This window comes from Halopseudomonas aestusnigri (assembly GCF_002197985.1).
In the GTDB taxonomy this organism is placed as follows: Bacteria; Pseudomonadota; Gammaproteobacteria; order Pseudomonadales; family Pseudomonadaceae; genus Halopseudomonas; species Halopseudomonas aestusnigri.
In genome coordinates, this window is sequence record NZ_NBYK01000007.1 from 76,791 (window position 1) to 91,403 (window position 14,613).

Sequence of the window (14,613 nt, forward strand, 5' to 3'; positions counted from 1 at the left end):
GCCGAAGCCGAAGCCGAAGCCGAAGCCGAAGCCGAAGCCGAAGCCGAAGCCGAAGCCGAAGCCGAAGCCGAAGCCATTGAGCTGGTCGATCTGAGCGAGTTCGAACTGCCGGAGCTTGAAGAGTCCGCAGCGCCGGAAGACGACGCCTTGGCCTCGCTTGATGATGAGCCGGTGTTGGATGACGCCGAGTACACCTCCAGCCTTGACGAGGCACCGCGAGTCGTCTCCGAACCAGGCGATCGCGAGGCAGTCGAGCTGACGAATGAGATCCAGCCGGACGAGTCCGTCGCCGCCATCGCCGAGTCGGCCGGGGATGAAGAGGCTCCTGTCTGGTCGAACGCAGCTGACAGTGACGGACTGGGCGTTGTGGCTTCGGAGCCTGAGCCGGAACACGAAGCAACTGGCGGCATGGATCCGGTGCTGCTGGATATCTTCCGCAACGAAACCCGTAACCATATCGATCAGATCAACGCCTACCTGCGTGAGTGCCACGAATACGGCACGCCGCGCGCGTTGAGCGATGCATTGCAGCGTGCCCTGCATACACTCAAGGGCAGTGCCCACATGGCAGGCATTCAACCGATTGCTCTGTTGGCTACGCCGCTGGAAAAACTGACCAAGGACTTCAAGGCCAACCTGGTGCCGGCCGATCAGGCGCTGGTCGAACTGCTGGGCGATGCCGTGACCCTGTTCGAGGCCGGGCTTGAGCAACTGGTGCAGGCGCCGCAGGCACCGTTGTCTGGTACCGATGCCTTCCTGCAGCGGATCGAGCAACTACGCGAGCAGGGCCTGAGTGCCCGTGACAGCGGCCGCACCGATCTGGATCGGGCGGCCGGTGCGGATCTGATGTCGATTTTCCTGACTGAGGGCATCGATCTGTTGCTCGACGTCAGTGACGATCTCAACATGCGCTCTGCCGGCAGCACGCCGGAATTCGACAGCGGCGAGCTGGCTGCCAGCCTGCGTGCCCTGGCCGAGGTGGCAGCGGAGGTCGAGCTGGCGCCACTTGAGCGTCTGGCCGATACCCTTGAGCAGGTACACGAGCGGCTTGAGGCCGGCACGCTGGCGCTGGACGAGGTGGTTCTGGACGCGCTGGCTGCTGCCCACGAGCGGCTGATCAGCATGATGGACCAGGTTGCTGCCCATCAGCACCTGTTGCCGGCTGATGCCGAGCTGCGCGCGCTGCAGGTATTGATCCCCGGGGCGCTGGCCGAACAGCCGGCCACGGCCTCGGCGTCCGCGCCGGCGGCTCCGGCAGGCGGCAGCTGGAGCCTGAGTGAAGCGGGTACCGATGCCGAACTGGTTGATATCTTCCTCGAGGAAGCGCAGGAAATCATCGACAGCGCCGCAGCCAGCTTGCAGCAGTGGATTGCCGACCCCGGCAACACGCTGGCAGTGGAAGCATTGCAGCGTGATCTGCATACCCTCAAGGGCGGTGCGCGTATGGCCGAGATTCGCCCGGTAGGCGATCTGGCCCATGAAATGGAGTTTGTCTACGAAGGTCTGTGCGACCAGCGCTATGAGCCCAGCGATGGTCTGATTGCGTTGCTGCACGCCTGCCATGATGCCCTCGCCGAGATGATTGAGGGCGTGGTTGCGTCCAGGCCGATCAGTGATGGCGCAGCGCTGATCGCTGCGATCAATGGTTTCCGCAAGAATCCGAATACCGTACCGACCCTGCCGGATAACGAGGCGGTGGCCAGCCCGCAGCCGGAGCAAAGGCCGCTGGAGTCGCCTGTTGCATCGCCGATGCAGGGCATGCTCGGCATGTTTGTCGAGGAAGCCCGCGAGCTTTTGGCTCCCTGCGACGAGTTGTTTGCGGCGAAGGATAACGACGCCGCCGCTGCGGCGAATCTGCTGCATCGTGTGCAGACCCTCAAGGGCAGTGCGCGCCTGGCGGGTCAGCATGCCCTGGCCGAGCAGGCCAAGCGCCTGGAAGGGGCGCTGATAGATGGCTCAGCGCAGGCATCCGAACTGGCTGCTCTGCATGGTGCCGTTGCAGACCTTGCTCCCGAGGCGGAGGAGCTGGCGTCTTTGCCTGCATCAGCGCCAGCAAGTTCACCGATGACGTCGCCCGTTGCATCCGCGCCCCAGCTCGATGCTCCGGCAGCGCCCGCAGAAGGTATGTCGCTCGCCGAGGTTAACGCAGTCCTGAAGCAGGCGATGGAGTCTTCAGGCCCGACAAGCGCCGACAGCGGCAAGCGCGCGGCTGCGCAGGAAAGTGTCAAGGTTTCTGCTGCGCTGCTGGAGGAACTGGTCAACCTGGCGGGTGAAACCTCCATCTTCCGCGGCCGTATCGAGCAGCAGGTCACCGACGTTGGGCAGATCCTCGAAGACGTGGAAAGCACCATCGACCGGGTACGTGATCAGCTGCGCCGTCTGGACATGGAGACCCAGGCGCAGATTCTGTCGCGCCACCAGGATCAGATGGGGCCTGGCTATGAGGACTTCGACCCGCTGGAAATGGACCAGTATTCCCAGCTCCAGCAGCTGTCGCGCTCGCTGTTCGAGTCCGCGTCCGACTTGCTCGACCTGAAGGAAACTCTGGCCACCCGCAGTCGCGACGCCGAAACCCTGCTGCTGCAGCAGGCGCGGGTCAATACCGAGCTGCAGGAAGGTCTGATGCGCACCCGCATGGTGCCGTTCGAGCGGCTGGTGCCGCGTTTGCGCCGGGTGGTGCGTCAGGTTGCCAGCGAGCTGGGCAAGCAGGTCGATATTGTCATTGGCAACGCCGAAGGCGAAATGGATCGCAGTGTTCTGGAGCGCATGATCGGGCCGCTCGAACACATGCTGCGCAACGCAGTGGATCACGGTATTGAAGCGCCCGCGCAGCGTGAGGCTGTGGGCAAGGCGCGTGAGGGCCGAATCCGTCTGGACCTGCAACGTGAGGGCGGCGAGATTGTGCTGACCCTGCAGGATGACGGCGCCGGTATCAATCTCGAAGCGGTGCGCCGCAAGGCCATCGAGCGCGGGCTGATGGATGCCGACACCGAGCTGACCGATCAGGAAGTGCTGCAGTACATCCTTGAGGCGGGCTTCTCCACGGCAGAGAAGGTGACCCAGATTTCCGGCCGCGGCGTGGGCATGGATGTGGTCAACGCCGAGGTCAAGCAGCTTGGCGGAAGCATGACGCTGACCACCGAGCCGGGCAACGGCTCGACCTTCACCATCCGTCTGCCGTTTACCGTGTCGGTCAACCGGGCGCTGATGGTCTATTCCGGCGAAGATCTCTACGCCATTCCGCTTAACACCATCGAGGGTATTGTGCGGGTCTCCGGTTACGAGCTGGAGGCGTACTACGCGCCGGATGCACCACCGTTCGAGTATGCCGGCAAAACCTATGATCTGCGCTATCTGGGTGACCTGCTGGTGACCGGGCAGCAGCCCAAGCTGTCCGGTCACAGCCTGCCCTTGCCGGTGATTCTGGTCCGCGGTGCCGAGCACAGCGTTGCGGTTCAGGTGGACGCGCTGGCCGGCTCGCGTGAGATCGTGGTGAAGAACCTCGGCAAGCAGTTTGCCGTGGTACCGGGTATTTCCGGTGCGACCATTCTGGGTGACGGCCGCGTGGTGGTGATCCTTGATCTGCTGGCGGTGATTCGTGCCCAGCAGGCGCAGCAGGCCCAACTGCAGCTTGCCGCCGAGCGTGCCGCGCTGGTTGGCGAGTATGAAGAGGAACGGCCGACTCTGGTGATGGTCGTCGACGATTCGATTACCGTGCGCAAGGTGACCAGCCGTCTGCTCGAGCGTAATGGCATGGAAGTGGTTACCGCCAAAGACGGGGTCGAGGCCATTGCCAAGCTCCAGGACATCACCCCCGACATCATGCTGCTGGACATCGAGATGCCGCGCATGGACGGCTTCGAGGTGGCCACACTGGTACGCCACGACCCACGCCTGGAGAAGCTGCCAATCGTGATGATCACCTCACGTACCGGCGAGAAGCACCGTGAAAGGGCGCTCGGCATCGGCGTGAATGTCTATCTGGGCAAGCCGTATCAGGAGTCCCAGCTGCTCGAGGTGATCGATCAACTGGTAGAGAGTGGTGACTGAGCAGGCACCCGGGATCGCGCTGCTGGCCTGTGATGCGGGCCAGCGTCAGCAACTGGTACAGGTGCTGAGTACCTTCGGCTACCGCATTGTGTCTGCCGAGGACCCTGCTTCGCTGCAGCCCGAGGATCTGGCCCAAATCAAGGTCGATGCCTGGCTGCTGGAGCTGGCGGATGAGTCGCCGCTTACCGAATGGCTGCTCGAGCACAGCGATGTGCCGGTGTTGCTGGGTGCTGGCGAGATTCCTGCCGCTGATTGCGAGGACTATCCGCGTTGGCAATGCCGGTTGTATGGCAAGCTGCAGCCGCTACTTGGCACGCCGGCTCAGGGGCAGGCTCCTTCGCTTGCGGCGCCACCGACGCCAAACCCGGAGGCGCACCCAATCTGCGTCTGGGTGCTGGGCGCCTCCCTGGGTGGGCCGTCAGCAGTGAAGCGCTTTCTCGACACGCTGCCGGCGAGTCTGCCGCTCGCTTTTGTCTACGCCCAGCATATTGATCCCGGATTCGAGCAGCAGCTACCCCAGGTGATTGGCCGTCAGAACGACTGGAAAATACTCAACTGCCGGCCGGGCAGTCGATTGCAGGCCGGCGAAGTGCTGGTTGTGCCCATCAACCGGCAACTGGGTTTTGCCGAGGATGGCACCCTGGCCGTCAGTGACGAGCCCTGGCCCGGCCCTTATCAGCCGTCGATAGAAACGGTACTGGATCTGGTTTCCCGGCAATTCGGGCCGGCGTGCGGGGCGATTATTTTCAGCGGTATGGGTGAGGATGGTGTTGCTGCCTGCGGACGTCTGCGTCAGCAGGGCAGCGAGGTCTGGACCCAGGATACCGTCAGCGCTGCCTGTGCGACCATGCCGGGCGCGGTTCTCGATGCCGGCTTCAGCCACCGTCAGGGCTCTCCCGAGGAACTGGCAGCTGCGCTGGAGCGCTGGCTGGCAAGGGAATGGTCGGCAGCAAGCTGAGCACTAACTTTGATCATCTTGAGGAAATGCGGACATGGCGTCTGATGCGCTTGAAACACTGAACAGTCTGATCGTGCCGTTGCGTGAGCGGCTGTTACTGCTGCCCAACGTGGCGGTAGCAGAACTGGTGGGTTATCGCCTGAGCGAAGCAGCAAGCGACGGGCCAGACTGGTTTCTCGGGCGAACACTATGGCGGGATCAGCCGGTGCCGATGGTCGATCTTGACCTGTTGATGGGCGAGGCTGCGGCAACCCCGCAAGTGCAGCCGCGGACGCTGATTCTCAACGCCATTGGCGGTACGCCGGGCGTGCATTTCATTGCTCTGCGGGTGTGGGGCATTCCCCGTGCGCGCAAGCTTCAGCGTGCCGACCTGACGTCGACCGCAGGTGCGACCGAGTGGACATTGCAGCAGGTGAGCCTGAGCGACGAGCCGGAGGACCTGCTGATTCCCGACCTGCAGGCACTGGAGCGGGTGCTGGATCAGGCCGGGCTGCTGCGCCGGGCAGCTTGAGCGACCGGGTTCAGTCGGTCAACGGGAAGCTGAGGCGCGCCTCGGTGCCGCCGCCGACGCGGTTCAGCAGTTGCACGCGGGCGCCGTGGCTGTCGGCAATGCGTTTGACGATGGCCAGGCCCAGGCCGGTCCCCTTGGTCGAGCGGGCCTGATCGCCACGGATGAATGGGCTGAACAGCGCATCGTTCTCCAGAATCTCCACGCCGGGGCCGCGATCCAGCACGCTGACCGTAAGCTGGCGCTGGGCGCCGACGCGATTGACGTAGGTGCAGACCTCCACACCTTTGCCGCCATGCACCAGTGCATTGTCGATCAGGTTGATCAGCACCCGCTTTAGTGACAGTCGGCGAAAGGTCAGCAGCGGTACCTCGGCCAGACACAGTCGCACGACCTCGCCATTGCTGTTCAGCGGCGCTACCACCTCGCGAATCAGTTCGTTTATGTCGCCCTCTTCGGTCGGTTCGGCACTGCCATCGCGGATGTAGCTCATGAACTGTTCAAGGATGGCGTCCATGTCCTCAATGTCGCGAATCATGCCATCGGTCAGTTCGGGCTCTGCATCCGACAGCAGCTCGGTCGACAGGCGCATGCGGGTCAATGGCGTACGCAGGTCATGGGACACGCCGGCCAGCAGCATGGTGCGGTCGCGGTTGGCCTGCTCGACATCCTGAGACATCTGGTTGAAGGCGCGGTAGACCTCGGAAATCTCCGCTGGCGCGCTGGTGTCCAGCAGCCGCACGCTCTCGCCGCGGCCGATACGCTGGGCCGCGCGCTCAAGCATCTTCAGCGGGTGGTTGAGCTGACGGACCAGCAGCCAGGCAGCGGCTGTTGACAGCATGCCGATCAATACCAGCCAGGTGACTACCAGCCAGACCCGTTGGCCGCGCAGGGGATGGGCATACAGCGGCACCTTCAGCCAGTAGTTGCCATAGATCGGCTGGTGGATCCAGACCGCCGGATGGTCCTGGGTTTGCACCCGTACCTCGGTCTGGTCGCCCAGTTCGTCCCGCAGCTGGTGGGTGAAAATGCCGGAGTAGGGCCAGTGCACCTCCCCCTGCGGGACCTGCTCTGGCACCGTGATGCGAATGCCGGTCATCTCTTCGATATCGCGGCGCGCATCCGGACCGCTGGCCCAGTAGGCGCGGACCAGCATCGCGGTGCCGTGACTGTACTGACGGTCGACCAGCAGGTCCTCGTTGCTCAGCAGATAGAGCAGCGTGAGGATCTGCGAGAACAGGGTGACCATCAGTACCAGCAGAATGGTCCGACCGAAAAAACTCCGTGGCAGCAGCGGATGCCAGCCGGGGCCGCCCTTCACGTATTCTTGCCGTCCGGCACAAAGACGTAGCCGACGCCCCAAACTGTCTGGATGTAGCGAGGCTTGGACGGGTCGGGCTCAAGCATGCGGCGCAGGCGGGAAATCTGCACGTCGATCGAGCGTTCCAGCGCATCCCACTCCCTGCCGCGAGCCAGCTGCATCAGCTTGTCGCGGGTCAGCGGCTCGCGCGGATGACGCACCAGCGCCTTGAGCACGGCGAACTCGCCGGTGGTCAGCATGTTGACCTCGTCGCCGCGGGTCAGCTCGCGGGTGGCCAGATTGAGGGTGAACTCGCCAAAGGTGACCTGATCGTCGTCGGTGCTCGGGGCGCCCGGTACCTGTGGCGCCTGCCGGCGCAGCACGGCCTTCATGCGGGCAACCAGCTCGCGCGGATTGAACGGCTTGGGCAGATAATCGTCGGCGCCGATCTCCAGCCCCTGAATCCGGCTGGTCTCATCGCCCTTGGCCGTCAGCATGATGATCGGCGTGGTGTTGCCCTCGGCCCGCAGGCGTGCGCAGGCGCTCATGCCGTCTTCGCCGGGCAGCATCAGATCGAGCACGATCAGCGAGTAGATTTCACGGGCCAGCAGACGGTCCATCTGCGCCACATCTTCCACGGCGCGAACGCGATATCCCTGCTCGCCGAGAAAGCGCTCGAGCAGCCGCCGCAACCGCACATCGTCATCGACAATCAGGATTTTTTCGCCTTCGTCAGCCATGTATCACCTATTGGAGTGAGTGAGCCTGCATTGTGACCCAGCCCCCGTAGCTTGCGGGCTGGCCATTGTTACAAGAGGTTTCTTTTTACCCTGTTATGGCGCCATCATCCAGCCGCTTTATGAAGGCCGACCAGAGCCTCTGTGTCGGGTATACTGCCCGCCCTGTCATAGCCAAGAGTGGAAGTGTCCTACCATGCAGAGTATCGCCTCGCGCATCGCCAGCGAACTGGCGGTTCGCCCCGAGCAGGTCGCCGCTACCGTCAGCCTGCTGGACGAGGGCGCCAGCGTTCCGTTTATTGCCCGTTACCGCAAGGAAGTAACCGGCAGTCTGGACGACACCCAGTTGCGCTACCTCGAAGAGCGCCTGCGCTATCTGCGTGAACTGGAGGACCGTCGTGCTGCGGTGCTGTCGAGCATTGCCGAACAGGGCAAGCTGAGCCCCGAGCTGGAGCGCGACATTCGCGAGGCGGACACCAAGACCCGGCTGGAAGACCTTTACCTGCCCTACAAGCCCAAGCGCCGTACCAAGGGCCAGATCGCCATCGAGGCAGGTCTGGAGCCGCTGGCTGACGCGCTGTTTGCCGATCCGACGCTGGATCCTGAGAGTACAGCGGCAGGTTATGTTGACGCCGACAAGGGCGTAGCGGACGCCAAGGCTGCTCTGGATGGCGCCAAGTACATCTTGATGGAGCGCTTTGCCGAGAACGCCAGCCTGCTGGAGCGTCTGCGCAGCGCGTTGCGTGACGACGGTCGGGTGGTGTCCCGTGTGGTCGCCGGCAAGGAGCAGGAGGGCGCCAAGTTTGCCGACTATTTCGAATACGACGAGCCGCTGAAGAAGGTGCCGTCCCACCGCGCGCTGGCGATTCTGCGCGGTCGCAACGAGGGCGTATTGAGCATCGCGCTGGAGCTGGGCGACGCCGAACCGGCACCCGGCACCATGCATCCCTGCGAAGCGCTGGTGGCCGAGACCGTTGGCATCGTCAATCAGGGACGCGCCGCTGATCGCTGGCTCAACGAGGTGGTGCGCTGGACCTGGCGGGTCAAGCTGCTCGGTCACCTGGAAACCGAATTACTGGGCGAGCTGCGAGAGGCCGCCGAAGACGAGGCGATCCGCGTATTCGCCAGTAACCTGAAAGACCTGCTGCTGTCGGCGCCGGCCGGCCCGCGCGTTACCCTCGGGCTCGACCCGGGCTTGCGTACCGGGGTCAAGGCGGTAGTCGTTGATGCTACCGGCAAGCTGCTCGACACCGCCACCATCTTCCCCCATGCGCCGCGCAATGACTGGGACCGCTCGCTGGCAACCCTGGCAGCGCTGTGCACTAAGCATCAGGTTGACCTGATCGCTGTCGGCAACGGCACGGCGTCGCGCGAGACCGACAAGCTCGCCGCCGACCTGATCAAGCTGTGCAGCGGCCAGAAGATGCAGAAGGTGATGGTCTCCGAGGCGGGTGCGTCGGTGTACTCGGCGTCGGAGCTGGCGGCACGCGAGTTCCCGGATCTGGACGTGACCTATCGTGGCGCGGTGTCCATTGCCCGTCGCCTGCAGGATCCGCTGGCCGAGCTGGTGAAGATCGAGCCCAAGGCGATCGGTGTTGGCCAGTATCAGCACGACGTCTCTCAGGTGAAGCTGGCGCGCGGGCTGGACGCGGTGGTCGAGGACTGTGTGAACGCCGTTGGGGTGGACCTGAATACCGCCTCTGCCGCGCTGCTGACCCGGGTCTCCGGTCTGAACCCGAGCATTGCCCAGAACATCGTCGATTACCGCGACAGCCACGGTGCTTTCCGCAACCGTCGCGAGCTCCTCAAGGTCAGCCGCCTCGGCGAGAAAACCTTCGAACAGGCCGCCGGCTTTTTGCGTGTGATGAACGGCGATAACCCGCTGGATGCCTCGGCGGTCCACCCGGAGGCCTATCCGCTGGTCGAGCGGATCGCCGAGCAGACCGGCCGCGATGTCCGGGGTCTGATCGGCGACTCGGCGTTTCTGCGCAAGCTTGAGCCGGCGCGTTACACTGACGAACACTTCGGTATCCCGACCATTACCGACATCCTGCGCGAGCTGGACAAGCCCGGTCGCGATCCGCGCCCCGAGTTCAAGGCGGCCGAATTTCAGGAAGGGGTCGAGAGCCTGAAGGACCTCAAGCCGGGCATGACGCTGGAAGGGGCGGTTACCAACGTCGCCAACTTCGGTGCCTTCGTCGATATCGGCGTGCATCAGGACGGTCTGGTGCATATCTCCATGCTCTCGCACCAGTTCGTCAAGGACCCGCGTGACGTGGTCAAGGCCGGTGATATCGTCAAGGTCAAGGTGCTCGAGGTGGATATCCCGCGCCAGCGCATCAGCCTGACCATGCGTCTGGACGACAAGCCTCAGCCTGCCGGTGAGCGTCAGCAGCCAGGTGAGCGCAATCGGGGCCGGCAGAGTGCGCCGCGCGGCAATGGCGGCGGCAACAATACCCGCCCGGCCGACGCGGGCGGCACCTTCGCCAACCTGTTTGCCAATGCCAAGAACCTGAAGAAGAAATGATCCCATGAGCGAATTGCATCCGGCATTGGCCGCCTTTGCTGCCGAGCGCAGCAGCGCTTTCACCGCCCTGGTGGGCATCGAGTTTGCAGCCATCGAGCGCGGGCTGTGCACCCTGCGCCTGCCGATCGACGACAAGCACTTCAATTCCACCGGCCGGGTGCATGGCGGTGTGGTGTTTACCCTGCTGGACTCGGCGATGGGCGCCTCGGCGTTCAGCGTGCTGGAGCCGCATGAAAGCACCGCCACCATCGAGTGCAAGATCAACTACACCCGAGCAGTCACCGGTGGTGTGCTGGAATGCACCGGCAAGGTGATGCACGCCGGTACGCGCACCATCGTCGTGGACGGCGAGGTGTGGCAGGATGGCGTGCTGGTAGCCAAGTGCCTGGGCACCTTCGCCCGTATCTGAGCGAGCCCCGGTGGCCTTTCTATACTGATCAAACGGATCGACGACATGCGTCGATCCATTGCCTGAGGAGTGACGCCTTGTCACCACTGCTCCGTGAACGCCTCGCCCTGCTGGCGACACCCGCGAACCGCTTGTTGCTGAGCGAATGTCAGCACGGTATCGAAAAGGAAAGTCTGCGCATCTCCGCCGACGGGACGCTGGCGCAGACGCCGCATCCGCCGGCGCTGGGCTCGGCGCTGACTCATCCACGGATCACGACCGATTACTCCGAAGCGCTGCTGGAACTGATCACTCCGGTCAGCCGGCAAATCGACGAGCTGTTCGGCCAGCTGGACGAAATCCACCGCTTTACCTACAGCGCTCTGGGCGAGGAGCGTCTGTGGACCGAGTCCATGCCCTGTCGTCTGCCAGCTACCGACGAGGAAATTCCGATCGCCTGGTATGGCACCTCCAACGTTGGCACCCTGAAATACGTCTACCGGCGCGGGCTGGCGGTGCGTTACGGCAAGGCCATGCAGTGCATCGCCGGCATTCACTACAACTTCTCGCTGCCGCCGCAGCTGTGGCAGGTTTTGCAGGCGCAGGAGGGCGACACCCGCAGCGCGCAGGACTATCAGTCCGAGCGTTACTTTGCGCTGATCCGCAATTTCCGCCGCTACGCCTGGTTGCTGATGTACCTGTTCGGCGCCTCTCCGGCGGTGTGTGCCAGTTTCCTGCAGGGGCGCGACCATCGCCTGCAGCCGCTCGGCGAGCAAAGCCTTTACCTGCCCTGGGCAACCAGTCTGCGGATGAGTGATCTGGGCTATAACAATAACGCCCAGTCCGGCCTGAACGTCTGCTACAACAGCCTCGATAACTACATCAGCAGCATGCTGGACGCGATCAGCCTGCCTTACGCCCCCTATGCGGCGCTGGGTACCCACGACGCCAGCGGCCAGTGGCAGCAGCTCAATACCAATCTGCTGCAGATCGAAAACGAGTTCTACAGCCCGATCCGTCCCAAGCGGGTCGCCAACAGCGGCGAGAAGCCGGTGCATGCCCTGCGTGAGCGCGGAGTCGAGTACATCGAGGTGCGCTGCCTGGATATCGACCCCTTCGTGCCGCTCGGAATCGAGCCGGCGACGGCCCGCTTCCTCGACAGCTTCCTGCTGTACTGTGCTATCAGCGATAGCCCGCAGCTGAGTGACAGCGAATGTGAGCACGCTGCCAACAATTTCAGTCTGGCGGTCAAGCGGGGGCGTGAGCCAGGCCTGATGCTGAACGACAACGGTCGTGAGCGCAGTCTGACTGAATGGGGTGAAGCGCTGCTCGACGAGATTGCCGGATGCGCCGCGCTGTTTGATCAGGCCCAGGGTGGCTCTGTGTTTGCAGAGGCGCTGGCGATCCAGCGTGCCAAGCTCAGGGACTCTTCCCTGACGCCCTCGGCCCGGGTGCTTGCGGCGATTGCCGAGCAGGGCGACAGTTTCTTCCGTTTCGCCCTGGCGCAGTCGCAAGAGCACGATGCCTACTTCCGCAATCGCCCGCTGGACGCCGAAGCGCAGGCGCGGCTGGCCGCCGAAGCGGCTGCGTCACTGGCCGATCAGGCTGCGATTGAGGCGGCCGACGATGTTGACTTCGATACCTTTGTGGATCGTTATCTGAGCCAGCAGGCCTGAGACACAGGGGCGCAAGCCCCTGCTGCCGTCACTGCACGATCAGGTTGGTGAACAGCAGGTCGTCAACCAGCGGTGCACCTTCTTCCTCTTCCAGCACCGATTGCACAACGGCGAGCGCACTGGCCCGCAGGGCTTCCTTGCCTTCCAGCGTGCCCAGGTTTTCCGGCAGCTGTTCGCTGAACAGAAACACCAGTGCGTTGCGGATCAGCGCATCATGGTAGTGGATGCGCTCCACTGCCGCGGCGTCGTTGGTGCGCAGCGCGACGTCGGCCTTGAGGTACTGAATCTTCGGGCCGCCTCCCAGGGTGCCGACAAACGACGGCTTGAGTTCGACGTATTGGGCGGTCGGTGCGGCGGCGTCTTCTTCGGCCAGGGCCGGGGTAGCTGTCAGCGTCAGGGCCAGCAGCAGGGCATACAGCGGTTTGCAAGGCATCGGGTTGAAACTCCATGAAAGTCCGCACAGGATAGCTGAGCCGCCGTTCTGCGCCAAATGCCCGTGTCTTCGGTCTTATGCGTACCTATCACCTCGGGGCATGGTGATTGACCCTGTGGCCCGGTTCGCGACTAGACTGTGGTCAATGTTCAGCTTTAGCCAAGGAGACAACAATGAAAGCGGTACTGTGCAAAGCCTACGGTCCTGCCAGCAGTCTGGTGCTGGAAGAGACCGCCGATCCGGTTGCCAAGAAAAACGAAGTCGTCATCGACATCCATGCTGCCGGCGTCAACTTCCCTGACACCCTGATCATCGAAGGCAAGTACCAGGTCAAGCCGCCGTTTCCGTTCTCTCCGGGTGGCGAAGCGGCTGGCGTGGTTGCCAGCGTTGGCGAGAACGTCAAACACCTGAAAGTCGGCGATCGTGTGATGGGCCTGACCGGCTTTGGCAGCTTTGCCGAGAAGGTGGCAACCGATGCGATGCGCGTACTGCCGATGCCCGCTGACATGGACTTTGTCACCGCCGCCGGTTTCAGCATGACCTATGGTACTTCCATGCACGCGCTGAAGCAGCGCGGGGAGCTGAAACCGGGCGAGACCCTGCTGGTACTGGGCGCCTCCGGTGGTGTGGGTCTGGCTGCGGTTGAACTGGGCAAGGCGATGGGCGCGCGCGTCATTGCTGCAGCCTCCAGTGCTGAAAAGCTGGAAGTCGCCAAGGCGGCTGGTGCCGACGAGCTGATCAACTACAGTGAAGTCAGCCTCAAGGATGCGGTCAAGGAGCTGACCAACGGCCAGGGCGCCGACGTGATCTATGATCCGGTCGGTGGTGACCTGTTCGACGAAGCGGTGCGCTGCATCAACTGGAAAGGCCGTCTGCTGGTTGTTGGCTTCGCCAGCGGCCGTATTCCGGAGTTTCCGGTCAACCTGGCGCTGCTCAAAGGCTCGTCCATCGTGGGTGTGTTCTGGGGTGCCTTTGCTGCCCGCGAGCCGCAGGTCAATCTGGAAAACTTCCAGGAAATGTTCCGCTGGTACAGCGAAGGAAAGCTCAAGCCGCTGGTTTCCAAGACCTTCGAGCTGAACGAGTACGAAGCCGCGCTGAACATTCTCAGCACCCGTCAGGCGGTAGGCAAGGTGGTGGTCAAGACCCGCTGACGCCAGCCGCAGGCTGGCCCTGGCGGGAAGCCACAAGCCGCAAGCAATAAGCCACAAGCGGCAAGCGGCAAGCGGCAAGCTACAAGAAAAACCCGTGCGGTGCTGAATCGCGCGGGTTTTTTCATGGGCCGCGAGGGCACTCTAACCGGTAAATATCATTTGGCAGCATCAGTGTCAGGGACACACTGAGCGGCTTGCGGCTGGGCGCGCTCACAGCGCGCCGTCGTACCCCTGCTGGCGCCAGGCTTCGTAGATCAGGATCGCGGCGCTATTCGAGAGGTTCAGGCTGCGGCTGTTGGCCTGCATCGGGATGCGCAGTACCTGATCGGCTGGCAGGGATTCGCGTATCTCTGCCGGCAGGCCGCGGCTCTCCGGCCCGAACAGGAACAGGTCGCCCGCCTGATACTCGGGCTCACTGAACCAGCGGGTGCCTTTGGTGCTCAGGGCGAACACCCGGTTCGGCTGCACCTGTTCCAGACAACTGGTCAGATCCGGGTAACTGCGTACGGCAGCGAATTCGTGATAATCCAGCCCGGCGCGACGCAGGCGCTTGTCATCCAGCTCAAAACCGAGCGGCTCTATCAGGTGCAACTGGCAGCCGGTATTGGCGCACAGGCGGATGATGTTGCCGGTGTTCGGCGGGATTTCGGGTTCGAGCAGGGCGATATGGAACATGGCTGGCGGCTATGCAAGGGCGGAGCGGTAGGCTACCCGGTTCAAGCTTCAAGCTTCAAGCTTCAAGCTTCAAGCGGCAAGCAGTCCGTGTTGCTGCGAGCGTTGGTGTTAGTCTGGGGGCTGAAGGCTGAAGGCTGAAGGCTGAAGGCTGAAGGCTGAAGGCTGAAGGCTGAAGGCTGAAGGCTGAAGGCTGAAGGCTGAAGGCTGAAG

Annotated in this window: 11 protein-coding genes; 7 read left to right on the forward strand and 4 right to left on the reverse strand. The window is 63.3% G+C overall.

The window, feature by feature from the left end; all coding sequences use genetic code 11:
- The 3 genes from B7O88_RS11395 to B7O88_RS11405 form a co-directional block, all read left to right on the forward strand.
- A partial coding sequence (locus B7O88_RS11395; protein ID WP_216359008.1) for a hybrid sensor histidine kinase/response regulator occupies window positions 1-4,050 on the forward strand: 4,050 nt, incomplete at its 5' end.
- Complete coding sequence (locus B7O88_RS11400; RefSeq protein WP_088276068.1) at window positions 4,043-5,008, forward strand: chemotaxis protein CheB; 966 nt, start codon at window positions 4,043-4,045, stop codon at window positions 5,006-5,008. The genes B7O88_RS11395 and B7O88_RS11400, both read left to right, overlap by 8 nt.
- A 34-nt stretch (window positions 5,009-5,042) precedes the next feature.
- Complete coding sequence (locus B7O88_RS11405) at window positions 5,043-5,519, forward strand: chemotaxis protein CheW (RefSeq protein WP_088276069.1); 477 nt, start codon at window positions 5,043-5,045, stop codon at window positions 5,517-5,519.
- A 10-nt stretch (window positions 5,520-5,529) separates the two neighbouring features.
- Here B7O88_RS11405 and B7O88_RS11410 read toward each other — a convergent pair whose 3' ends face one another.
- Together B7O88_RS11410 and ompR are read right to left on the reverse strand one after the other, a co-directional pair.
- On the reverse strand, window positions 5,530-6,765 hold the full coding sequence (locus B7O88_RS11410) for an ATP-binding protein (protein WP_088276153.1): 1,236 nt from the start codon (window positions 6,763-6,765) through the stop codon (window positions 5,530-5,532).
- 68 nt (window positions 6,766-6,833) lie between these two features.
- A complete protein-coding gene (gene ompR / locus B7O88_RS11415; protein ID WP_088276071.1) occupies window positions 6,834-7,556 on the reverse strand; it encodes an osmolarity response regulator transcription factor OmpR in 723 nt (240 codons plus the stop codon).
- A 193-nt stretch (window positions 7,557-7,749) separates the two neighbouring features.
- Here ompR and B7O88_RS11420 point away from each other — a divergent pair, with 193 nt between their 5' ends.
- The 3 genes from B7O88_RS11420 (at window position 7,750) to gshA (ending at window position 12,144) form a co-directional block, all read left to right on the forward strand.
- The gene (locus B7O88_RS11420; protein ID WP_088276072.1) at window positions 7,750-10,080 is read left to right on the forward strand and encodes a Tex family protein; all 2,331 of its coding nucleotides are present in this window, start codon (window positions 7,750-7,752) and stop codon (window positions 10,078-10,080) included.
- A 4-nt stretch (window positions 10,081-10,084) separates the two neighbouring features.
- Window positions 10,085-10,489, forward strand: a complete 405-nt coding sequence (locus B7O88_RS11425; protein ID WP_088276073.1) for a PaaI family thioesterase — start codon at window positions 10,085-10,087, stop codon at window positions 10,487-10,489.
- Between the two features lie 77 nt (window positions 10,490-10,566).
- Window positions 10,567-12,144 carry a glutamate--cysteine ligase gene (gshA, locus tag B7O88_RS11430; protein WP_088276074.1) on the forward strand — a complete coding sequence of 526 codons (1,578 nt, stop codon included), beginning with the start codon at window positions 10,567-10,569 and terminating at the stop codon, window positions 12,142-12,144.
- 28 nt (window positions 12,145-12,172) lie between these two features.
- Here gshA and B7O88_RS11435 read toward each other — a convergent pair whose 3' ends face one another.
- A complete protein-coding gene (locus B7O88_RS11435; RefSeq protein WP_088276075.1) occupies window positions 12,173-12,577 on the reverse strand; it encodes a flagellar basal body-associated FliL family protein in 405 nt (134 codons plus the stop codon).
- Window positions 12,578-12,750: 173 nt separating this feature from the next.
- Here B7O88_RS11435 and B7O88_RS11440 point away from each other — a divergent pair, with 173 nt between their 5' ends.
- Window positions 12,751-13,728, forward strand: a complete 978-nt coding sequence (locus B7O88_RS11440; RefSeq protein ID WP_088276076.1) for an NADPH:quinone oxidoreductase family protein — start codon at window positions 12,751-12,753, stop codon at window positions 13,726-13,728.
- A gap of 210 nt (window positions 13,729-13,938) precedes the next feature.
- Here the strand turns inward: B7O88_RS11440 and trmL are convergent, their stop codons facing one another.
- Window positions 13,939-14,403: a tRNA (uridine(34)/cytosine(34)/5-carboxymethylaminomethyluridine(34)-2'-O)-methyltransferase TrmL gene (trmL, locus tag B7O88_RS11445; RefSeq protein ID WP_088276077.1), complete on the reverse strand. Its 465-nt coding sequence runs from the start codon at window positions 14,401-14,403 to the stop codon at window positions 13,939-13,941.
- Between the last annotated feature and the right edge of the window lie 210 nt (window positions 14,404-14,613).